At 44.4% G+C, this 21,660-nt stretch carries 18 protein-coding genes, 2 tRNA genes and 1 pseudogene; 5 read left to right on the forward strand and 16 right to left on the reverse strand.

Annotated features, from left to right (window positions below):
• Positions 1-44: 44 nt before the first annotated feature.
• The 11 genes and pseudogenes from ACKU40_RS11355 to ACKU40_RS11405 form a co-directional block, all read right to left on the reverse strand.
• Positions 45-1,010 (reverse strand): methyltransferase domain-containing protein, encoded by a 966-nt coding sequence (locus tag ACKU40_RS11355; RefSeq protein WP_320172915.1) that lies wholly within the window; start codon positions 1,008-1,010, stop codon positions 45-47.
• A 132-nt stretch (positions 1,011-1,142) separates the two neighbouring features.
• Complete coding sequence (locus ACKU40_RS11360; protein WP_324293020.1) at positions 1,143-2,426, reverse strand: radical SAM protein; 1,284 nt, start codon at positions 2,424-2,426, stop codon at positions 1,143-1,145.
• 33 nt (positions 2,427-2,459) lie between these two features.
• Positions 2,460-3,764, reverse strand: coding sequence for a hypothetical protein (locus ACKU40_RS11365; protein WP_320172917.1), 1,305 nt, complete (start codon positions 3,762-3,764; stop codon positions 2,460-2,462).
• 159 nt (positions 3,765-3,923) lie between these two features.
• The gene (locus tag ACKU40_RS11370) at positions 3,924-4,202 is read right to left on the reverse strand and encodes a macro domain-containing protein (RefSeq protein ID WP_320172918.1); all 279 of its coding nucleotides are present in this window, start codon (positions 4,200-4,202) and stop codon (positions 3,924-3,926) included.
• Between the two features lie 35 nt (positions 4,203-4,237).
• Positions 4,238-4,399, reverse strand: a complete 162-nt coding sequence (locus ACKU40_RS11375; protein WP_320172919.1) for a hypothetical protein — start codon at positions 4,397-4,399, stop codon at positions 4,238-4,240.
• 408 nt (positions 4,400-4,807) lie between these two features.
• A pseudogene (locus ACKU40_RS11380) lies at positions 4,808-5,868 on the reverse strand (IS3 family transposase); the annotation flags it as partial.
• Positions 5,869-6,625: 757 nt separating this feature from the next.
• A tRNA-Ala gene (locus ACKU40_RS11385) sits at positions 6,626-6,701 on the reverse strand.
• Between the two features lie 90 nt (positions 6,702-6,791).
• Positions 6,792-9,044 carry an ATP-binding protein gene (locus tag ACKU40_RS11390; protein ID WP_320172920.1) on the reverse strand — a complete coding sequence of 751 codons (2,253 nt, stop codon included), beginning with the start codon at positions 9,042-9,044 and terminating at the stop codon, positions 6,792-6,794.
• 10 nt (positions 9,045-9,054) lie between these two features.
• Positions 9,055-10,032 (reverse strand): ABC transporter substrate-binding protein, encoded by a 978-nt coding sequence (locus ACKU40_RS11395; protein ID WP_320172921.1) that lies wholly within the window; start codon positions 10,030-10,032, stop codon positions 9,055-9,057.
• 96 nt (positions 10,033-10,128) lie between these two features.
• Positions 10,129-12,132, reverse strand: coding sequence for a molybdopterin-dependent oxidoreductase (locus tag ACKU40_RS11400; RefSeq protein WP_320172922.1), 2,004 nt, complete (start codon positions 12,130-12,132; stop codon positions 10,129-10,131).
• A gap of 167 nt (positions 12,133-12,299) precedes the next feature.
• Positions 12,300-13,100 (reverse strand): EFR1 family ferrodoxin, encoded by an 801-nt coding sequence (locus ACKU40_RS11405; RefSeq protein WP_320172923.1) that lies wholly within the window; start codon positions 13,098-13,100, stop codon positions 12,300-12,302.
• A gap of 136 nt (positions 13,101-13,236) precedes the next feature.
• On the opposite strand from ACKU40_RS11405, the gene ACKU40_RS11410 reads away from it, so the two are divergent.
• Positions 13,237-13,824, forward strand: a complete 588-nt coding sequence (locus tag ACKU40_RS11410; protein WP_320172924.1) for a TetR/AcrR family transcriptional regulator — start codon at positions 13,237-13,239, stop codon at positions 13,822-13,824.
• A gap of 59 nt (positions 13,825-13,883) precedes the next feature.
• Here ACKU40_RS11410 and ACKU40_RS11415 read toward each other — a convergent pair whose 3' ends face one another.
• The 3 genes from ACKU40_RS11415 to ACKU40_RS11425 form a co-directional block, all read right to left on the reverse strand.
• Complete coding sequence (locus ACKU40_RS11415) at positions 13,884-14,777, reverse strand: DUF4384 domain-containing protein (RefSeq protein WP_320172925.1); 894 nt, start codon at positions 14,775-14,777, stop codon at positions 13,884-13,886.
• An 18-nt stretch (positions 14,778-14,795) separates the two neighbouring features.
• A complete protein-coding gene (locus ACKU40_RS11420; RefSeq protein WP_320172926.1) occupies positions 14,796-15,245 on the reverse strand; it encodes a hypothetical protein in 450 nt (149 codons plus the stop codon).
• A 180-nt stretch (positions 15,246-15,425) separates the two neighbouring features.
• Positions 15,426-15,833 (reverse strand): GFA family protein, encoded by a 408-nt coding sequence (locus ACKU40_RS11425; protein WP_320172927.1) that lies wholly within the window; start codon positions 15,831-15,833, stop codon positions 15,426-15,428.
• Between the two features lie 218 nt (positions 15,834-16,051).
• Here ACKU40_RS11425 and ACKU40_RS11430 point away from each other — a divergent pair, with 218 nt between their 5' ends.
• Entirely contained in the window at positions 16,052-16,714 is a 663-nt protein-coding gene (locus ACKU40_RS11430; protein WP_320172928.1) for a peroxide stress protein YaaA, read from the forward strand.
• Between the two features lie 41 nt (positions 16,715-16,755).
• Here ACKU40_RS11430 and ACKU40_RS11435 read toward each other — a convergent pair whose 3' ends face one another.
• Positions 16,756-17,406, reverse strand: a complete 651-nt coding sequence (locus ACKU40_RS11435; protein ID WP_320172929.1) for an SLATT domain-containing protein — start codon at positions 17,404-17,406, stop codon at positions 16,756-16,758.
• Between the two features lie 269 nt (positions 17,407-17,675).
• Between ACKU40_RS11435 and ACKU40_RS11440 the strand changes: the two genes are divergently transcribed.
• From ACKU40_RS11440 to ACKU40_RS11450, 3 genes are all read left to right on the forward strand, one after another.
• Positions 17,676-18,746: a C45 family peptidase gene (locus ACKU40_RS11440; RefSeq protein ID WP_320172930.1), complete on the forward strand. Its 1,071-nt coding sequence runs from the start codon at positions 17,676-17,678 to the stop codon at positions 18,744-18,746.
• A gap of 30 nt (positions 18,747-18,776) precedes the next feature.
• Positions 18,777-19,409, forward strand: a complete 633-nt coding sequence (locus ACKU40_RS11445; protein ID WP_320172931.1) for a CerR family C-terminal domain-containing protein — start codon at positions 18,777-18,779, stop codon at positions 19,407-19,409.
• A 336-nt stretch (positions 19,410-19,745) separates the two neighbouring features.
• Complete coding sequence (locus tag ACKU40_RS11450; RefSeq protein WP_320172932.1) at positions 19,746-21,356, forward strand: amidohydrolase family protein; 1,611 nt, start codon at positions 19,746-19,748, stop codon at positions 21,354-21,356.
• Positions 21,357-21,427: 71 nt separating this feature from the next.
• On the opposite strand, the gene ACKU40_RS11455 is transcribed toward ACKU40_RS11450, so the two are convergent.
• Positions 21,428-21,503: transfer RNA gene (locus ACKU40_RS11455), tRNA-Ala, on the reverse strand.
• Positions 21,504-21,660 lie beyond the last annotated feature (157 nt).

Raw genomic sequence — 21,660 nt, forward strand, 5'->3', positions numbered from 1 at the left:
TGTCTGTGAGTGCGTATAGTGTTGTGTTGCGATAGTTGGTGTACTCATTTTTTCTTTGCTATGCATGTCATTATCATACCTCTTCTGAGTCTTGTTGCTATGGCGTCTATCGTGGGAGCTAGTTTGTTGTCTAATCTGCTTAGATAATATATTAATCTCGATGGTTTTCCGTGGAGCATGTCGCAAAATTCTTTTCGCCTGCCTGGCTGTCTGTGCTGCGCTACTATGGAATCCATAGACTCTCCCAAAAGCCTTTTGACAAGAAAGACAAGCATCCCTCGATGTGAACCGGAGTAAATGCTATTTCCGTAGTCCCAGCTTATAGGTTCCAAGCCATGCTGCTCCAGCAACAGCGATAAGCTTTTGGGGGTAAATAGATTCACATGTCTCGGAATGTCATCCTGCTGCATCCACCTGCCAGGAATGCTGTCAAAATTAGTAACCAAACTGACAAACAGTCCTCCGGGACGGAGTCGTTTAACAGCTTCAGTCATAAGTTCTTCTAGGTTTAACGCATGTTCAAGTACAGCCCACGCTGTTAGAACATCAAATTGTCTGTTCGAATAGGCCTCTTGTATTCTACCGTGGAGAATTCTATCTGAACAGGTGCTGTCGGGCAGATCTGACCATTCGTAACCATGTGCATCCCATTTGTCTTTAGATGCATAATCAACGAACTCTCCTCCTGCGCACCCAATATCGAGAAGGCTGCCCTTTTCTGTGAATTGGGTAACCATTTTAAGTTTACGGTCTGAAATAGTGTCAGTAACATAACGGGCTTTGTTGGCGATATAAAAAGATTTTGGGTAAAAAACAGGCATGGTTTCTTGTGTAGGTCGTTGTTGTAGATAGCCCATGCCGCATTCTTCACATTGCACAACAGGGAAGCTATATTTACTCACCATCCGCGAATGATCCTGACGCGAAAATATAAATTTTGCACGGCAACTTTTGCATACAGGGCAGCATATCGATTCAAGTGTAAGGTCAGGTTTATTCTGGTTAGACATTGTAGTTCGCTCTCTGTGTTCATGGTTGTGCATGGTATACGTGTCTAGCTATATATAAAGAATAATTTTATAGGGTGGTTGGGGCATAGGTCATAAATTGTGTGCTGTGAACTATGGTTGTGTTTAGTTCTCTTAGCTGGATAATATTGTTATGTATTCAAGAAAGCTGTATGGTTCTTTGCCGCAATACTCATAAGTTTTCTTTTTGAGATTTGCCAGTGTTTCTGCTGATACTGCCATAAACATGACTATGTCTGCTGCGGCCAATTCTTTAGGCGGAATGCTTTTCATGGTCTTAATGTCCAAACCGAATTTTGTCTGGCCTGCTTTTTTAGGATCATCATCTATAAAACCCAATGTATTAATCTGGTTAGCTTTTAGTAGTTGGTATAATCTGTTGCCAAACCATCCTGCGCCATAAATATATACGGGAGCGGTCTTTTTGTTAGTGTCTTTATTTAAAAAAGCAATCCATTGTTCTTCAATTTTGTGTTGTTCTTCGGCTGAAACAGGTTTACTGAAAAGCATTTGTTTCAAAACAGCCTCTACATGAAGGCCGTTCTGTTTGCATATTTTGCATATCGAAGATTCCTTTTTCTTTTTGAAAATTTCAGCTGAACTATGTTGAAAGATATTTCCGATTAATAACTCTCTACTGTATCCAGTCTGGCAGCATGTATATATGTCTCCAATATAATTTAAATAAAGAACCTGACTTTGAAAGTGACACGGAATGTCTTGAAGTTTGTCTGTCAGGGTGGGCTTCCAATGTTTTGCATTGATAAGTCGTGGAAAAACCTCCTCCGCCCTTGGAGGAAAACGGTGTTCTGCTGAATTCATAAGGTCTAAAAAATAATCCCAAGTAAGCATGTATATAGCGGTTGTCGGGTCGAAATTGAACCCCCAGTCTTCGCTTAGCTTTTTGAATTCTATATAGTCCCGATAATTGTCTGAATATTTATGAAATTTGATATGGACTTTTTTAGATTGAGGATAATTTTTAATCGAGTGTAGATTTTCAATAACACGGCTTATATTTCCGCCTTTATGACCCTTGGAATAAGTTTCTTGCGTGTATCCAGAAACAGATACATCCACTCTTGTTATGGCCGGATGTGATAGAACGCTTGCAAGATCACAATTAACATTAAGGTTTGTGCTTATCTCACATGTTAGCCCATTCTTCTGGACAAGATCCAAAACACCAAGAATGTCGGGGTGTAGAAGAGGCTCGTTAAATGTATAAAGTTTAAGTGACACATTCGTTCCAAAAAGTTCTACCATTCGGGAGAAGATCTTTTCGCATGTGTTCAGAGGGGTATGTCTTAGCTTTTGATTGTCAGCTAATTCGTCCGCTGGACATGACGGACAGCGAAGATTGCAGCGACTGGTAATGGGAAAGGCGATGTCTATCATTTGTTGTTCCTTGTGTTTATTCAGTCTTGTCTGTCAAAATTGCAGACCATTTCGGTGACAAGGAGTCACATGCTTCTTATACCATCGACAGTATTTAACCATTTTATTATATTTGTTGTATATTTCTTTATTCTCTTGTGAAGAGACTTCGGCAGTGAAATGTTTATTGAAGAAAACTTTTGGAATTAAGGTCATTTTGTGCTCTGTCTTCTCTGGCTCATTAAGGTAAGCAATGATTTTGTCACATGCGTTTTCAGGCGACATGGTTTTTGTGGCGTATGTGTAACATTCATGGGCAATTTTTAACCTTGCAGGAAAGTTCATTATTAACTTTGCTAGCTTTTGAACAGCATTTTCAGGTGTAACAAAGATACCGGGTCTATTAATGGCATTTTCGAGGAGCCCTGAATGTTTCAGCCACAGCTTATGGTTTTGGGATGTTGGAGGGATGGCTTCATTGTTCAGGAATTCATCTGCATTTTTTATGTAACTTTCAGCCGTAGCAGCGTATCCTCTTCCTACCGGAATACACCCTGCCGCCATGGCTTCCAGGCTCGCTCTTCCTCCATAGATAAGTGAATCACAGAATATGTCCGCTGAGGCATATTCTTCAGGCATTTGGGAGTGGGGGAGTCCTTGAACAATTTTAGTTCCAAATTTTAGGCCTGATGAGCGTAATATGTCAAAGACCTGAAGCCATGCTCCAGTTCCTTTGGTGGCAGTTTTTGATGGAGCATGTAAAATTATGGGATATTCATTTTGCCGTGTTTCCTTTGCATATCCATCAGAATTGAACAGGCATGCGTGGGTATGCGAGGCGGGACGAAGCGAAAAGTCCGAGTGTCCTATAATTAAATCTGCGTACAGTTCCGCAGTTCTCAAATAGCGGAGTTTTTTTTCAATTATAGCAGGGGTGTTTTCCATGTATTCAGTATAGGGACTGCTGTAAAAGAGGTGAGCTTCCTTTGATATTTCGGGGATTCTGACTTCTGATCCGCAAAGGCGGATAATAATTTTTTTCCCCATTTTTTTCAGCAGTCGTATGTCCGATGCGTCCTTTAGGAAGGATTCCCAAAAAAACATGCATACATCTGAATTGAGTGCTTTATCCCAGGCCTCCTTTAGCAGGCTGTCACTATAGATGGCTAGGTCTTCATTGGTGGTGCCTTCTTTTTGTTTTGCCGCAAGCATATGAGGGATGCAAAGGTCAACATCTTGACTTTGAATGGGGCTGTCTCCCAAATGAACGGAAAAAACTTCATGTCCCAGCTTTTGAAATCCTGCGGTGTAGTCATGCATCAAGCTGGCGATGTTGTACATTCCCATGAATATCTTCATTTTGTTTCCTTATTGAAGAAAAAAGTGTTTCTGTTTTTTTAGAGTGCTTGTTTTATTTATGTCAACACGCAAATGGCCAGCCTTTGCCCTTTTGGGAAGGCCGTCGTTCAAAGACATGGAGTAAAGACTCGTAGGGATGAGGCCGCAGGCCTTGGCGGTCTAGATACGAGAATAGAGACGATGGGACTGGCCTTTGCGTCTCAAGGAGAACCGGCGAAGAGCCTGTTCTTCCACCCCACGACGAAGGGATGGCTTTTTCAGCCACGTTGTTATCCGGTTACTGGGGAATCCGAATACCCCGGTAGAAATACAACAGAAAGCCACTGAGCGGACGCCCCGAACCTGAGCAGCCAGCTCCAAGCAGGAGATATAACATGAACCCAGCAGCCGATCCAGCAGGAACTGAATCTCATCCGGGATGGGCTGTGGATGTCGCATGGTCAGCAGTTTGCGATACTTCTCATAGTCGGCTTCTACAGAAAAAAATATCCTTTCACTCGGAACAAAAGAATTTCAGGAGAGTTGCAACAGCCCCCCTTATCGACATCAGCCAATGGCTTTATTGCCACGTGCTCAAAAGGTTCATCAAGCTGAACGGCCTGCCGGTATGCACGCAGTGCGCATTGATTTTCCACCTTTTCTCCGCCTGTGCATGGGCAAATTCCGCATGCGGAGACAGACGGAATCTTCCACTTGATTATTCTTGGTTCTTAAAATTAACCATTAGCATTTTTCCACTCGGACCGGGGCAAAATTTCCTCAATGGTGTCCCAGTGTTCCACTATTTTTCCATCCTCGACCCTGAACAGATCGTAGAATGAAACATACTTGCCTAGGAACTCGCCTTCGGAAACGCTCAGCACGAAGCTTCCTTCTCCGAGTATCATGTGATTATTGGTATATATCATAGGTGTTCCAGCATCAGCCATAGCTTTGAGGGCTGCGCCAAATCCCGCAAGCCCGTCACCCACGGCGGGGTTGTGCTGGGTATAGTTGTCAAGCGCGATATATTTGGTGATCCGGTCCGGATTTGCGCCCATGAGCAGAGCAATTTCTGCTTCAAGTTTATCTGAAAATTTTCTGTGATAGACCATTTGCGTTTTTAAGGTGTGAAAAAAGGACTCGGCAACTGCATTATCCCGGCGACTCATGCTTTGAATACAGCCATGTTTCACGAGCATTTCTCTGAATTCTCGACTGACATACTGCACCCCCTGATCACTGTGAATCATCAGTCCTTTGGAGGGGCTACGCCGTACCAGAGCTTTATTGAAGGCTCGAATAACTGAACTTCTTTCCAGTGAATCACTTAAATCCCAGCCAACAACAATACGTGAAAATTAGTCTATAAAAACCGTAAGGTAGAACCATTTTCTGCCTACTTTAATATACGTAATATCCGTTACCCAAACTGTGTTCGGCCTAGATACAAAAAACTGGCGGTTCAGTAGATTGGGTGCTGCAGGCTCCTTGTGAGAGGAATCAGTGGTAACCACAAATTCTCGTACGGTTTTACACTGAAGTCCCATGGCCTTCATTTTCCTTGCAACTCGTGTGCAGCTGACTTTGCTGAATCATTCTTCAGCTTGCAAATCTGCTGTAATCATAGGGCTTCCCGCCATTTGACCATGTTCAAAATAAAGTTCTCGAATGCGTTGCTGCAACTCTTTATTTTCAATAGATCTTTTTGCTTCAGGCCTTGATAACCACCCGTAAAAACCGCTCCGGGAAACTTCTAAGGTTTGGCACATCTTCTTCACCGGAAAAATGGAGCGGTTCGTTTTGATAAATTGGAATCTCATTTCGGTGCTCTGCTGAAGATGGCCAATGCTTTTTTTAGGATATCCCGCTCTGTTTCAGCGTCACGTAGCTTTTTTTCTAGGTCTTTGATTCTGCGTTTTTCATCGGTTAAAACTTCGTTCCCCTGACCGGAAAAGGCTGCTCCACCATCTCGTAATAATTCACGGCGCCATCGATAAAGAATCTCACGAGAAATTCCGAAGCTCTCAGCAACTTCGGAATGTGTGCGAGACGGATCTTCACTCAAAAGAACTGCATTACGTTTGAATTCTGGGTCATAAGTCCGACGTTTGGGATTAGTCATTTGCTTCTCCTGTAAATGTCAGGATAGCGGCTTAACCTTGTGTCCACAATCTTGTAGCAGGATCATTTTGTTCCGAACGCAGGCAAATGGACAGACTAAAAGTACCTGCCTAGCCCAAAGCCGAGAACCACGAGGATTAATTGTCGGGGGATTACCGCGGAAGTAATCCTGAGATATCATTTTACATATCGAAACATAAACATGGAACGTCATCGAGTGCATCACAACTACAAGATGTCATCGGGCAAGCTCAGAAAAATATCGGTCACATTTTTATTGACACCGAAGAATTTAAGAAAAAATAACACATAAGTGGGCAGAACCATTCAATGCTAATAAAATAACAACCCAAATTAATAGAATACGTAAAAATACAGGCGATATAGTTCGCTCATTTGAAGAAATCAGTTCCTACCCCAACACTGTACGGCAAATGGTTATTGTAGCTGACTTCATATCAAAATCTAAACTCCAAAAAATACTTGTCGATTTAAAGGCTGGGGTCGAACGCCGCCCACACTATACTCAACTCTTTTGGATTTTGTCCTCTTTTATGGGATTTTGCCAAGAAATGGGGGTCCGTCCATTGGTTGATTGTGCCCCATAAGACGAGGCAAGAGTGCGATAGTGAAATGACACCTACACCCAAAGCCTTTGACTCTCAAAATCATCAAACAGGTGAACCGCAAATGTTCCCCGCCCGGTTCCCCAAACAAAAAAAGGACTTACAATTTTCATTGTAAGTCCTTGAAATATCTGGTGGAGCTGAGGAGAATTGAACTCCTGGCCTCTTGAATGCCATTCAAGCGCTCTCCCAACTGAGCTACAGCCCCACTCGTGTTGGGTGAAAAAGTGTTTATAGAATCCAGCAACTACTGTCAACACTCTTTCTCAAATTAAACACAAAAATATCAGGACCTACCCTACCCGCATACACTTTCAGGACCTTTAACGGGAATGCGGATCACAAAACGGGTCCATTCTCCCGGCTCAGAAAACACTTCCATGGAACCTCTATGCTGCTTGACGACAATGAAATATGACACTGACAGACCAAGCCCTGTTCCTTTTCCGGGTCCTTTAGTGGAGAAAAAAGGTTCAAAAACTTTCTTACGCGCATCCTCAGTCACCCCCGGACCATTATCCTCCACCTCAATCACACTCATATTATCTCTGATATAGTTTCTGATAATCAACCGGGGGGTATCATCAACATATTCCTTATCGGCCATGGCATGGGCTGCATTCTTGAGCAGATTGAAAAATACCTGCTGAATCTGATTGCTGTAACAAATCACATTACCGTTGGAATCGGCATATTCCTTTATGATATCGATCTTCTTGAAATCGTAATTTTTCTTGAGATCGTAATCATTGCTGACAAGTTTGATTGTCCTGTCCATTAAATCCGTAACTTTGTTACTGACAAGAGACTTCTCGCTCTGACGGCTGAAGCTGAGCATATCCTTAACAATATCCGCCGCCCGCTTTCCAGATTCGTAGATAGACTCAACCATTTTGTCGCAATCACGGGCCTGTGCGTAACTGACCATACTATCAAATGAAGTTCCGCATTCTTCAGCGATTTTAATATTCATGGGGTTTTCCTTGAGCAACCTGTTGCGCAGGTTCTGGCAAGACCCGACAATCGCTGCCAGCGGGTTATTGATCTCATGGGCCATGCCGGCTGCAAGCCCGCCAAGCGACATCATCTTTTCATTCTGAATAATAAATTCCTCAGCCCTTTTCTGGCTGGTCATATCCCTGAATTCAAGAACCTGAACAAGACGTCCCTTATAAGGAATATTTCTGGACTCAAGCCGGACCGGATACTCAAAACCACCTTTACGCTTGGCTTTGGCTTCATAAGAATCCTCAACTTCGTTGCGAATGTTGTTCTGAACAAGATTACGGGATGATTCGGATATCAATTCCATAATATCCATGCCCACAAGGGTATCTACATCAAAGCCGGATATTTCAGCCAACCCCTGATTACAATCGAGAATAATACCCTGCTCATGGATGGCTATCCCGCCGAACGAAGCATTATGCAAAGCGCGGAAACGCTCTTCACTACGCAAAAGAGCTTCTTCTGATTCTTTCCTGATCTGCACCTCATGCTCCAACTCTTCAAGCATACGTTGCAGATTGCGGGTCATATCATCAAAAGCCAAAGATAACTCTTTAATCTCCTTAAAACCGCTGACCGTGATTCCGGGATAAAAACCGTCTTCCCTGATATTCAGTGCTGCTTCAGTCAAAAGCTTAACCGGACTGGTAATCCTCCGAACATTTCGAACTGTGGCGACAAAGACTAAGGCTGCGGTAAGGAGCGTTGCGAGCAGAGCCACTCCTGCGGACCGTATTGCAGGGACCAGAGCAGCTTCAACCTCACGCTCAGCAACGACCATATACGTGAGTCCTCCAAGTTTTAAATCAGCGCTGGCACCAATGACCCACTTTCCATCAAAATTCTTTCTAATCCTGCTGCCAGCGTTAAGAGACAAGCTTCTTTTGGCAAGGACCACCGAAGGGTTGGGGTGGGCCAGAACATTTCCATCCTCAGCTATGAGAAATACATTTTCTCCATCCCGATAATTCTGATCCACAACATTATTCCAGAGCACATCCAGCCTGAATTGAGCCAAGAGAACAATCTCAAGTCGACCTGTTGCTCTGTCCTTTAGCGGCACGCCCACCAGCATCAATGACTCTCGGAAATTGGGGTCATCATGAACAGGACCGTAGTTGACCTGTCCGGTTTTGATTATTTCCTTATAAAGTTGCAAGTCGGCAGGATCTAAAGGTTCCGATCCGTCATAAACAATATTAGGTGAAACTCTTGTTTTAATCCTGCCAGTATCATCAAGAATTATTATGGAATAGATGAAAGACTTTCGGGCGATCATCTCCTGCGCAACATCACGTATTTCCTGATCCGTCAGGGCAGTAAAATTCCGGTACTGGTTCAAACTGAAAAGTTTATCTTCCAACATGGAAAAATGCTGCCTCAAATCATGGGCAATATATCTGGCCATTGCCTGCTCCTGCCGTAAAGAAGCATCAATCTGACCGCTGCCAATCCAGACTGTCAGCATTATGCCCAACAAAACCAGCGGAACAAGCGCAAGCACTATGTAGGAACGGAAAAGGATAGAATAAAGAGATCGCATTATAACCTAATTATCTGACTATATTCTTAGCCTGACGCAAAAGGGTATCACTGATATCCACGCCGATAGCTTTAGCGGTTTTCAAGTTTATAAAGAGGTAATCTTCGGATATTTCCACTGGAAGCGAAGAAACCGGAGCACCGGAAAAAAGCATATGTGCCATGCGGGCGCTCTGTCTGCCTATTTCATATCCATTGAATCCATACCCGGTCAGAGCACCGGCCTCCACCTGTTTGAAACGTGGTGTAGAAAGAGGCAATTTGCGTTCAAGGCAAAGGGCAACAAAATCATTGATCCGAGACATGACCAGCCCTTCTCTGGGAAGAAGGACCGCATCAACATCCGCAGGCACATATTCCTTGTCAGCAAAGAGGTCAGTTTCCCGGTAAAAAGGCTTCTTAACAAGCTCTACCCCAACTTTGGGAGCAGCCTCTTCAAGCATTTTCAAGCTTGCTGCTGCGCTTTTATCCCCAAGACTATAGGGTATAAAAACTTTAGTCACTGCAGGCGCAACATACTTCAGGTACTGCAGCCTTCGGCCATCACTGGCCGAAAGTCTGACTCCGGTAATATTTCCTTCCGGAGCACGCTCATTCTTCACTATTCCTGCTGCCACGGGATCATTTACAGGCGCAAAAATCACCGGAATATTTGTGCCGTGTGTAATTTGTTTTGCAACTATTGCCGCCGGGGTGGGGGATGCAAAAATTAAATCAGGTTTATTCTCTAGCAACGTATGCATGTAGCTTCCAAGATCTTTCTTGGTGGGAGCCGGCCCTGCAAAGTCAAACTCAATATTTTTACCTTCAATATAACCGAGCTCTCTTAAACCGTCCTTGAAGCCCTGCAGTGTGGACAGATTGTTGCTGGTAAACTGCAGAACACCGACCCTGTATAATTTATTATCCGCCCTGAATGGCAGCAATAGATAGATTGCGATGGTAAATAAAAGCAGTAACCCGACTGCGCCTAAGACACTTCTCCTCATATGAACCTCCAGTCCAAAAGGAATTTGAGGTTATATTAAAATAATCTATCGGCTCAGTCAGGTAAACCATAATATAAAATAACTTGAAGCCACGGATTAAATCCGGACTTCAACAGTATTATCATTCAAGGTCGTAGCCTCTCCAATATCGGAAAGTCTTTCATGATGCAGGGTATTTACCAGATTCCCATTCCCTGATTGCCTGCGCATAAAGATTCCTGCAGCAGCAACCGCCCCCTTGGCGACCAGAGGAGTCACCCGGGCGGTAAAAGCAACTTCTCCCAGATCGTTGTAGGCCACAATACTGTCACCATCTGTGATGGAACGGTCCGCGGCATCATCAGGATGAATCTCCAAAAACATGGAACCGCGGCTTTGCACCAACTCGTCACGCTCAAGGAATATGGAATTAAGAGTTTCGGAACTAGGCACCGCAATCAGGTGCAGGGGATAAGGCCCACCGTGGCACTCCTGATAGTGCGGAACTTGATCTTTCAATGTGCTGTTAATTATCTCAATTTTTCCAGAAGGAGTCTGCCAGCTTGTATGGTCGGCAAAATGCAGGGAAATCATGCCACCGGTTTTCAAAACCTCACGCTGCTTGGGAGTAATGTCCTGCAATCCAGCCATGGGGTTATCAAGAAGTTCCGCCAGCAAATCATCTTCAGAGCGCTGGAAATGACTGTCGGTATAGCCCATACCTTTCGCAAGTAGACAAAAGATATCCCAGTTGCTCTTGCTCTCTCCGGCAGCGGGGATAATTTTATAAGCCGCTCCAAAAGAACAATAGCCGTAAGCACTGTAGCAATCAGACTGTTCCACAGAGAAAGTGGCAGGGAGAATAATATCCGCATAGCGGGCTGTATCGGTCATAAACCGTTCGTGGACCACGGTGAAAAGATCAGGGTCAGCAAGACCCTGCTCAATGCCGAGCTGGTTGGAAACAGAACCGACCGGATTGCTGCCGTAGATATGCAGGCAGCGAATCGGAGTCTGCCCTTCTTCACCTTTCAGGGCCATGGCAAGCTGGTTGATGTTGACCTTGCGTCCTTCACGGCTTCGCAGATCAGGCCGGGTGATACGGGAAGCGTCAATATACTCCCGCATTCCGGGATTACAACCGCAAAGACCGCCGCCCGGCTGCTTCCATGCTCCGGTAAAAGCAGAAAAGATAGTTATCAGACGGACAGTCATGCCGCCATTTCCGTAGCGGGAGTTCCCGCTTCCAAGGATGATTGCCGGAGCTGAAGCAGCGGCATATTCACGGGCCAATTCAACAATCACCTGTGCAGGCACACCGCATACAGACTCAGCCCACTGCGGTGTGTACTCATCGAGAGTATTCTTGAATTCAGCATAACCAACTGATTCATTCTGCAGAAAGTCAGCATCATCCAGACTTTCCTTGACCAGCACGTGCATCATGCCGAGAGCCAATGCTCCGTCAGTTCCCGGTTTTACGAGCACTACCTGATCGGCATACTGAGCCATTTCCCCGGCAAAGGATTCGATAAGGACGACATGCTTGCCCTGCTTACGACCTTTGACCAGATCAGGCATGCTCTGCAAACGGGTAGCCTTCATGTTGCTGCCCCATACGATATACATATCGCTATCCGCCAGTTCGCGGGGATCAAGCCCCCCGGTGTTGCCCATAACGGCTTGATACCCTACACCCTTGGCTGAACAACAAAGGGTCTTGATCAATTGGCAGGCCCCCATTTTATTGAACAAAGCATCGCCGCAGTTGCGCTGAATAAGGCTCATGACTCCGGAATAATAAAAAGGAAGAATTGAGTCCGGTCCGTACTCATCCAAAGACTGCTTCCATTTTCCGGTAATGGTTTCCACAGCCTCATCCCATGAGATGGGTTCAAATCTCCCCTCACCTTTCTGTCCGGTACGCTTTAGGGGAGTTAAAATTCTGTCCGGGGAATGAATAGATTTTTCATAGCGCTGCATCTTACGGCAGATCAGTCCACCACAGATGGGATCATCGGGATCACCCTTCACTTTGGTAATTCGGGTTCCGTCGCTCTCTACGAGAAGGCCGCAGGTGGTAGGACAGTCGTAAGGACAGATTGATTTATATATCGGCATAGCTTTTACCTTGGGATAATATGAAAATATTGGAAGGAAATTTGAAAACGTCGTCAGTAAAATTCATACTATCGTAGAAGGTGTGCTTAATCCAGTACCGAACACAGGACAGGCGTACCCCCAAAGAGGATCACGCCTGCTACTTTCTTTGTCTAATCTGCATATAGCTACAAATATAACTCCGGCTCCTTAGGTTCAGCAAATAACTTACTCAACCTAAACCGGGCATCTTTTACCGGACCGTCTTTCATTGTCCGGGCCTGATTGGGACATTTCTTGAGACAGGCACAGCAGGTGATACATTTGACTATATCGATTACTGAACTATCCTCGGCATCGACAGCACCTGTGGGGCAAATTTCAGCACATATCCCGCATTGTACGCAGGAGTCATCTACTGCAATAAAGTCCACATCCCACAATTCCGTGCTGCCGCGATAAGGGAATTCACCGGGAAGATCATTCACGCATGACTCTGCAAGGTCAGTTATTGAATCCAGTTTTTCCCGAATCTTAGAACCGAACATTTCGGCGTGGCTTAAATCTCTATTATCAGGACGGCCCTGTGCTGTTGGAATTTCGGCATTTGAGAAAGAATGCTCCCCGATATATGCCGCACAAGCTACAGGCATAGCACCCTGCCTTTGCAGCAGATCCTTCAACTCAAGCAGGGCATCTTCATAAACGCGGTTTCCATAGACAACCACGCAAACCACCGGACTGCCGGCAGCCTGAATTTTATCGAACCATTCCTGCAACAATCCCGGAACCCTGCCCATATACACAGGCACACCAACCACAATCAATTCATCTTCTGAAAATTCCAGCTGACGCAACCTTGCTTCCGGCTTGGTTATATCAATCAGCTCAACTTCTTTAACACCAATCCCCCGTGCAACAGCCCGTAAAACCCGCTCAGTGGTTCCTGTAGGAGAAAAATATATTAATTTTATAGACTTAATATTCATTAAAGCACTCCGCGTTTAATTATGATTTTAGTTTTAATCTCTCTCTTAATTTAATTACGATACGTAACGAAAATAAACTTGTCAATACACTCAAAGCATGGCACAAGACAGCATCAGCTAAAACAAGGTGAAATATATGACTAAGACTAAAGCCGGGCGCCCAAGAAGTGAAAAGGCACAACAGGCCGTATTGAACGCGACTTATAAGTTGCTGAATGAACATGGCGGAAAAAAACTTACAATCGAAGCAATTGCCAGAGAAGCCGGGGTAGGCAAACCGACAATCTACCGCTGGTGGGCTTCACTGGCCGATATTGTTCTCGAAGCGGTTCTAAGTCAGGCGGACCTTAAAATACCTGTTCCACCCTACGAATCGTTAAAAACGACCCTGCGCCAGTTTCTCCGAAGCTCCATGAAATCGATCAATGAAGGGGACGGAAGCAACCTTCGGTACCTGATGTCCTTAGCGCAGCAAGATGAGTCATTCAGAGACAGATTCAGGGGAAATTTCGTGGCAAAGCGTCAGGAAATTCTAAGATCCATTCTTGAGCAGGCATCTGAAGCAGGTGAGATTTCTTTAACTCAAGATTTGGACATACTTGTTGACCTAATATTCGGGTCCATGTGGTATCGGCTACTGATCGGACATGGAGCGATAGATGAAGCATTTGCAGACGAACTTACTGAGATAATCATTAAACTCGGAAAGCATGGAGATATATAGGGAGAGCTGAGATTAGTAGAAGTACACAAAGCTAAATATTTTAAGATAGAACCCGCAAACTATTTCTCAACCAGAACATTAGCTTGCGTTTCTGCAAATTCCGCCTTTGCTGCTTTCTTCATGTCCTTGCTGCCTTTAAGCATAGTAAGACCGCGTGTCTTCACTCCAAGATCATTGATATTATTATCAATAACCAAAAGTTCTCCGGACCTCTGTCCCTGATAGCTTTGCATTGGACTGGTAGAGGTATAGAGAATGAGTTTCTCTTTACCCAACGGAGGCGTTATCTGGAGAGTGAACGAATCACCCTGCCCGGGAATTTCATAAATAACACCGCCTTTGTAGTAAGCTGAACGGTTGGATGGTGTTACCTCGATAAGATTTCCTTCAGCATCTTCATATACTGCATGGGCATAGAAAGGCTTATTGCCCCGGAAATAAAATTTCATAAAATCGCCCAGCTTGTATGTATCCTTATCGGTCCAGAGTTCAACGGTTAAAGGCGCGCGGGGATTATTAATGGCTTGTTGATGAATGCTCTGAACAGCATTCGATTCAGCAGGTATTATCTCGGCTTTAATCTTAATTTTGTAACACTGGTCAAGATACCCACTCTTGTCCTTTGACTGAAGCCAGCCCTTCTCAAGTTCTTCAAGCACCTTGACTGTAGCCCGCGAATAGACATCAATAAGGTCCTTGCTGACTTTACCTTTATCAACACTGGTCTCCCGTGAAACATAAGTGCTGACCCGTTCGCTAGCACTTCTCTTGGCATCATCCAAAGCTAATTTGCGCACTTGAGTGCGGGTACGGTCAAGTCCGAGACAGGCCATGCCTTCGGCTTCTATGAGTACGGAAGACTTGGAGATCTGTTTCTCGCCGTCAGCCAGAACCGGAACAGTCAGACATAAACTTATGAAACCAAGTAGGAAAAGCTGGATAGTTTTTTTCATGAAGACTTTCCTCCTACATTACTTTTCAATCAGATCTTCAACCAAATCACCCAGCCCACCTGTCCTAAGGGGCAACCGTAAACAGACTTCGGCATTACCGGTGGCAGGATTGTATTGTTCCCCGCAGAGGGGAAAAAACTTAATAAACCCCTTGGCCTTGGTTTGGATGATATCCCCTTGAACTTTGCCTTCTTTGACAAGCGTATTTCGCTCAACTTCAATCCCTTCCACAATCTCAACCAGACGCGCCTGTGCCACCGAACGTGCAGCGAGCAGAGCCATGGATTTGGACTCTCCATTTCCGCGCCCGACTACCTGAAAATACCCTTTATCGAACGCCTCCTTCTTATCGGAGACCTCTGTGTAGCTGGTGCTGAACTCGGGGGCTGTTGAATCGACATTTTTTTTACAGGCAGGAAGAGTCGCAATCAGTAATAAGGCTATAATAAAACTATGGAAGCACTTCATGAATTATCCTTTTGTAGGAATAATATCAACGGTCAAATAACCGCATACTCCTGACAATACATCAAAATTTAACCTACTATCAAGGCGCGATAAACACTAAATCGATAACACCAAGTCTCTCGACTTTTCATAACTGCAGCTTTCATTTACATATTATTGTTTACCCATGCTTTTTACCTCTCACCCATGTTCATCATGCGGAATGGTGTCGAAGGAAGGAATCTTTTCCAATTGGGCATCCCAATTAGCCTTTGATGCAACATAGATATGTCCATCAGGGCTGATCGGAACATCACAATCGAGGCTTCCCGCCGGAACAACGAGCAAGGTCCCTTCCATTTGAATATTTGGAAGGGCGGACCCGCAATGGATACAAAAGCTTTTTATGTGGCCTTCCAAATCAAAGGTCCTCACGTATTCTTCACCTTGCAACCATCTTAACTCGGCTTCAGACGAAAACAAATTTGCAGCATGTGCAGAACCTGAATCCTTCCTACACCGTTCGCAATGGCACAGGTAGAAATTATTAAAAGAACCTTCAACCTCAAAAACAACTTCACCACATAGGCATGACCCTGTATATGTCATAATCATCCCTTCCTTTAACTTATTCCTGTTTATTGATTATTGGGTCGGGGAAATTATTCATATCACCCATCACACTTAACCATCCACTGTTCTTTCCATGCTTTTTGGCTTGTTGCTTACTGTTCAATATTTTGTGTAAATAAACTGAAGTTAACTGATTAGTTTGTTTCCTTTGAGTAAAACACCCTCACTTTAATAAATTAACTTCCTAATATTTTATGAAAACAATTATCTTAATTCCACCATCCGAAGGTAAAGCTGAGGGTGGACACAATGAGCCTTTAAAGGCTGTATCAGGTATTACCGCTGACTTAATTGAAGCGATTAAAGAAGCTGATCCCAAAAAATTGTATGGGCTTAAGGAAAAAGCACTCGAAAAAGCAATTACCGTAAATAAAGAAATCTTAAGCTCAAGAACAATGCCGGCAATGGAACGCTACACAGGTGTTGTTTACGACGCTATTGAGTATAAAACTTTAAAGAATAAATCTGACTTTGATCAAAAAGTGTTAATTGTCTCAGGATTATTCGGTCTTGTCAGGCCTACTGATTTAATTCCTAATTATCGTTTGAAGATTGATAAATTAAAGGCAGCCAAGTTATGGTTGAACTCCAATTCCGAACAATTAAAAGATAAATTTATTATTGATTTACTACCGCAAGCACACAAGAAAACTGTTAAGTATGACAATGGAATTGAGGTTGAATTTGTCCTGAAGAAAGCAGGAAAAAAGATGCCGGCAGGTCATCAGGGCAAACACATCAAAGGTCGTTTTGTCAGGTGGCTTATTGAAAATAATATCACCGACCAAAAGCATTTTAGTGATTTTACGGAAGAAGGCTATAAGTGGACCGGTGATGTTTTCTTGAAGGAAATTTAATTCATTTCTAAAACGTACCAACGCCATAAGCGACACTTTTATTAACTGCCATCTGGCAGCTTTGACTTTTTATCGACACTCCTCTGGTAGTTTACTAACTCTTCCAAAACACTCTCTCCCCAATCACCGGCCTCACCAATCACCAGACTATAAAATTCTTGGGAGTATTTTTGTAGAATCTCAAACCCCTCTCCTACCTCTTTGGAAGAGCATTCTCCGGCACTGACTCTCGATTTATAAAAAAGCCAATCCAATCGAGTCGACACAACGAGCTGCTCCAACTTGAACTGGGTGGTTGCATATCGTACATGTCCGCTCGTTCCGCCGAAAAGAGTATTCGCACCCAAAAAACTAGCTGCTGCAACGAGAAACACATAACCAAGCTTTCCATTAGGATCAAAACTGAACTGATGGTCAGAAAGAAACGGCAAAACAACTCCAACAAAGCCTGCCGCCCAACCTAGACTGCGAAAAACAATAGATAGGAGAGCCTGCCGCTTCCTTCGCCCGTAATAATACTGGAGTTTCTCCTCTGCCAAAGCATCCAATGCATTGAATACTAACGAAAGAGACTCAATTTCATCACCCTTAACCCACTTAATGCGCTTTAACTCATCCCTAAAAGAATTTAACTTTTTAATGCCCTCAGATTCATGATTACCAAGCAAATAAGTCATATCAACCCAACCCATTATAGTTAACTTACCCAGTCAGCTAAGCTCGTTCCTTTCGTCTCTACACACAAGAATATAAATCAATTCGCAAGAACCACAAAAAAGAAATTACAATTCTGTTGCGATTCGGCTGGTTCATGACTCTATGTAAAATCAATCACCCTCTTGACATAGTTTTAATACACTTGTATTAATACATTTGTATTAAATGGAGTCATGAGCAATGATTGATTACTCTTTTAATAACTTTTATGATGCAAGGGGCTGTCTTTGCGGAAGGAGGAAAGATGCTCAAAACAGTTGAACTTCAAGGTAACTACTACGAAATCGGCAAGGGATGGGGAGAAGTGTTCAGACAGGAAATGAACCGAATCATCATGTCAGAACTCGGTCTAATTGCTGCTTACTACGGCATCGATAACGCGACCGTAATAGAACTCGGTAAAAAATATCTTCCTGCTGCTCAAAAATATGATCCCGAATTTATAGAAGTGCTGCATGGATTTTCTGAAGGTGCAGGAGTTAGTTTTGATACTATTTTTGCTATTCGATCAGTTTTCGATATTCTCTGTTCTGGGCCTCCGCGCCAAGGCATGTGCACTTCATTAGCTGTTGGCGCTTCTGCCTCTCAGAATGGACAGGTCATTATCGGACAAAATATAGACTGGCATCCGGAACTCCCTATGGCTCTTTTGAAGATAAGCTGGCCCAATGGAGTAAAACAACTTGCTCTATCAATGAGCGGGGTCTGGGAATACACGCTTTCTGCTTACGCTGAATCATCCCCATTTGCCATTATGTCCACTTTGACCGTTACTCCCGACACAAATCCCGACATACCTGTACCGATCAGCTTCATTATGAACAAAGCGTCTCGCCAAAAACGGTTGGAGAACGCTCTAGAAGTCTTTACAAACGCAACCTCCATCATGCCCAGCTATCTACTGGCAAATGGTGCAGGAAAAATGATCGGGATTGAACTTGGACTCCATAGCCATGAACTGCTCTATCCCGAATCTGATGTTCTTATACACGCCAATCATAACATTTCAGAACGATTCGCAGCGAGGGATGCATTCCTTCAATTTGTACCTGATTCGCCATTTAGATATGATCGTATGAAAAAACTCGTTGCCCAGAACCATGGTAAAATTACACCCAAGCACGTCATGACATTCCTGGCTGATCACGAAAACTATCCGAAGGGAATATGCAGTCATGTTGACCCGGAATCCCAGTTACCACCATCGGCTACGGTTGCCTCGGTTGTGATCATCCCAGAAGAAGCTGCAATGTACATAGCAGTTGGAAATCCATGTGAAAATGAGTATGAACGATATCACCTCAAAACGGATTAAACCGATTGGGCAAAACTAAAAATATTCACCATGGGCAACGATACAAAAAACAATATCCTAATGGCCGCAATCAAAGAGTTTGCAGAACACGGTTATCAGGCGGCAACTGTGCGTAGAATTGTGGAACAGGCCGGAGCTAAGAACCTCAATGCCGTGGTTTATTACTTCGACAGCAAGGAAGGACTATATAAAGCGGTATTAGAATTCATGTTCCAGGAAGCGGAGAAGTTTAAGGGAAAAAGCAACATTGCCACATTTGAATCTCTCCCCATCGAGGAAAGACTGGCCTCAATGATTCGCTTTTACTGCAAAGCCTACTACTCCGTAGAAACTGATCTTGACCGGGATTTATATAGCATCTTCACCAACGAGGCACGCAATCCATCGCCTTACTTCAATGATATTGTTTCCCGATACCTAAAACCAAGCCGCGACTATATGTGCTCCCTTTTAAAGGAGTACCTCGGGCCTGATACGACGGATAATGTTGTCAGAAATTGTGAATACAGTATTACCGCCCAAATCCTCTACGGGGTTCTTGGCTGGTCCATTATTAGCGGAACTGTGCCGGGACAAAAACCATTTGGGGAGCGCGTGGATGAACTGGCGGAGCACGTGACTAATTTTTCCTTAGCAGCACTATCCGCCTTTAAAAAATCTTAAAACCGGCAATAGTTTTCGCCGCAGATGGGCGTGCTGTATATTCTGGTCCCGGTTTATACATCTCGGCAAATGCCATTTTTCTCGTATGCGTACCACCTCCCCCCCCCTAACTTCTATCTTCAGAATCGTCTCTGCAAAGCCTTTTCCCAAAAGCATCAATATCCGAATCCAACAATTATGTTTGCGTTAAAATATGTGTTAGAATATTTTTATCATAGTGTTGTTGTGATATTATTAGTGGGTTACAAATAACTTTACTGAATCATTTAAGCATGTGCTTTGGACCCTTACAACAAGTGTCCTACTCAGGAAAACTCTTAATTCTGTGAGGTTTACATGAGTGATCAAACAGTATCGAAGCTTTTCGTCAATGGCCGGATTTATCAAGACGCGGTTCGTAGGGTGAACAACCTTCTTGTGGAAGATGACCTTGTCGTTGCCGTGGATGTGGATCCTTCCAATCATACTGATGCGGAAGTCATAGATTTAGACGGTAACGCCCTTTATCCCGGTTTTTGCGACAGTCACGTCCATTTGGTGGAGTCTGCTCTCATGTTCAGTGGTGGAGACCTGCGTGGTGATAATAACGCTGAATCGATTGTCCAAGCGGTGAAAACAGCCATATCCAAACATTCCGATGAAGATCCTTTTTTTGCCGGAGGATTTTCATTGGACAACTATGACTCATGGTCCTTGGATGATCTTGCCGCACTCGACGCTGTTACCGGTGACCGAATCGTTCTTTTAAGTGACGACCTCGGCCATAATCTTATTATAAATTCTGCCGCCATAAATGCAGCGGACCTTTCCAAGCACTTGGATGATGTTCCGTCAGGAGGAAAAGTCGTTGTCGAAAATGGCAAGCCAACTGGTATGTTGCGTGAAGAAGCCATGACCTTGGCTGGAAATCCCCTTCTCCCCCGTTTCACAGATGCGTCGATTCAACCGGGGACACAATACTACATGAATTTATGGGCTCAGATGGGCTATACGGGAATCGTAGACCTTATGGGTGCGCCCATCGGCCGTATCATGCATGCTGATATGTGCCGGAAAATGGAAAGCAATGGCCTTCTGCCCCTTCGCGTCAATTATAACTACACCTTCTTCGGCCTTGATGACCTTGAAGGCGGTCTTAAGGAAATGGGCAAGGACACGGATTTGGTGAGATTCATTGGAAACAAGCTCTTTGTTGACGGGGCCTACGCCGGAGGAGAGGCATGGACAACCTGGGAGAATAAACAAGGTAACCATGGCTTGCATACGGTCACAGCTGGCGATTCCATGGGCAAAAACCAGAACATTTATCGCATAGTCGCCCGGCTGGAGGAAGTCGGCCTCAATTGCCATTACCATATTCAGGGTGACGAGGCCCTGAATGTTACTTTGGATGCGCTGGAAGCAGCGGCGGCCAAGAAGGGCGGACTTAGCTGTGTGCATACGCTGATTCATCTGGCCTTTCCCCGCCCTGACCAATTACAGCGCATCAACAAGCTCAATAACAAAGTCGTCTCTACGGTCCAACCGGGATTCTGGAAGGCCGAGGCCGGACTTGACAGGTATTATGGCAAGGCAAATGACGCGTCATATCCTATTAAGGAATTGATGGAAGCCGGCATAAGTACTGGTATGAGCACCGATTTTGGAGTCTCTCCTCTGGAGTTGAGCGCTCCCACAACAATTATGAACATCTCCATGCTGGGCGAAGGAGCGGCGCGTACACCGCTGACCATGCAGGACGTCATTAGAGGGCTGACACAGGGAAGCGCCGCAACAACTGGACACAACGATGTGGGCGCACTTTATCCGGGCATGAAAGCCGACATGGTGCGCTTTGAGCGAGATCTATACGATGAAAAGCCGGAGAATCTGGCAACGAATCCTCCGAAAGTTCTGGAGACGTGGATAAGTGGGAAAAAAGTTGTAATACATGAGACTCCTAAATAAACGAAGGCTCTACCTCAAATAAAGCCACAAAAAAAGGACTTACGATTTTCATCGTAAGTCCTTGAAATATCTGGTGGAGCTGAAGAGAATTGAACTCTTGGCCTCTTGAATGCCATTCAAGCGCTCTCCCAACTGAGCTACAGCCCCACTCGTGTTGGGTGAAGTAGGATTTATAAAAACCTGCCTCCGCTGTCAACTCTCTTTTTCAATTATTTTAGCATAAATGGATTTCCCTGCCTGCCGGCTTGGGTTAAGCTTGCCTTCACGTCGATCTTTGTAAACAAAACACAACATTAGTTTACTT

The organism is Maridesulfovibrio sp. (assembly GCF_963666665.1).
GTDB lineage: Bacteria > Desulfobacterota > Desulfovibrionia > Desulfovibrionales > Desulfovibrionaceae > Maridesulfovibrio.

What these genes read in the sequence shown, in the direction of transcription:
- ACKU40_RS11355 (WP_320172915.1), bottom strand. Translation starts at nt 1,010, where the DNA reads ATGTCTAACCAGAATAAACCTGACCTTACACTTGAATCGATATGCTGC.
- ACKU40_RS11360 (WP_324293020.1), bottom strand. Translation starts at nt 2,426, where the DNA reads ATGATAGACATCGCCTTTCCCATTACCAGTCGCTGCAATCTTCGCTGT.
- ACKU40_RS11365 (WP_320172917.1), bottom strand. Translation starts at nt 3,764, where the DNA reads ATGAAGATATTCATGGGAATGTACAACATCGCCAGCTTGATGCATGAC.
- ACKU40_RS11370 (WP_320172918.1), bottom strand. Translation starts at nt 4,202, where the DNA reads ATGCGACATCCACAGCCCATCCCGGATGAGATTCAGTTCCTGCTGGAT.
- ACKU40_RS11390 (WP_320172920.1), bottom strand. Translation starts at nt 9,044, where the DNA reads ATGCGATCTCTTTATTCTATCCTTTTCCGTTCCTACATAGTGCTTGCG.
- ACKU40_RS11395 (WP_320172921.1), bottom strand. Translation starts at nt 10,032, where the DNA reads ATGAGGAGAAGTGTCTTAGGCGCAGTCGGGTTACTGCTTTTATTTACC.
- ACKU40_RS11400 (WP_320172922.1), bottom strand. Translation starts at nt 12,132, where the DNA reads ATGCCGATATATAAATCAATCTGTCCTTACGACTGTCCTACCACCTGC.
- ACKU40_RS11405 (WP_320172923.1), bottom strand. Translation starts at nt 13,100, where the DNA reads ATGAATATTAAGTCTATAAAATTAATATATTTTTCTCCTACAGGAACC.
- ACKU40_RS11410 (WP_320172924.1), top strand. Translation starts at nt 13,237, where the DNA reads ATGACTAAGACTAAAGCCGGGCGCCCAAGAAGTGAAAAGGCACAACAG.
- ACKU40_RS11415 (WP_320172925.1), bottom strand. Translation starts at nt 14,777, where the DNA reads ATGAAAAAAACTATCCAGCTTTTCCTACTTGGTTTCATAAGTTTATGT.
- ACKU40_RS11420 (WP_320172926.1), bottom strand. Translation starts at nt 15,245, where the DNA reads ATGAAGTGCTTCCATAGTTTTATTATAGCCTTATTACTGATTGCGACT.
- ACKU40_RS11425 (WP_320172927.1), bottom strand. Translation starts at nt 15,833, where the DNA reads ATGACATATACAGGGTCATGCCTATGTGGTGAAGTTGTTTTTGAGGTT.
- ACKU40_RS11430 (WP_320172928.1), top strand. Translation starts at nt 16,052, where the DNA reads ATGAAAACAATTATCTTAATTCCACCATCCGAAGGTAAAGCTGAGGGT.
- ACKU40_RS11435 (WP_320172929.1), bottom strand. Translation starts at nt 17,406, where the DNA reads ATGGGTTGGGTTGATATGACTTATTTGCTTGGTAATCATGAATCTGAG.
- ACKU40_RS11440 (WP_320172930.1), top strand. Translation starts at nt 17,676, where the DNA reads ATGCTCAAAACAGTTGAACTTCAAGGTAACTACTACGAAATCGGCAAG.
- ACKU40_RS11445 (WP_320172931.1), top strand. Translation starts at nt 18,777, where the DNA reads ATGGGCAACGATACAAAAAACAATATCCTAATGGCCGCAATCAAAGAG.
- ACKU40_RS11450 (WP_320172932.1), top strand. Translation starts at nt 19,746, where the DNA reads ATGAGTGATCAAACAGTATCGAAGCTTTTCGTCAATGGCCGGATTTAT.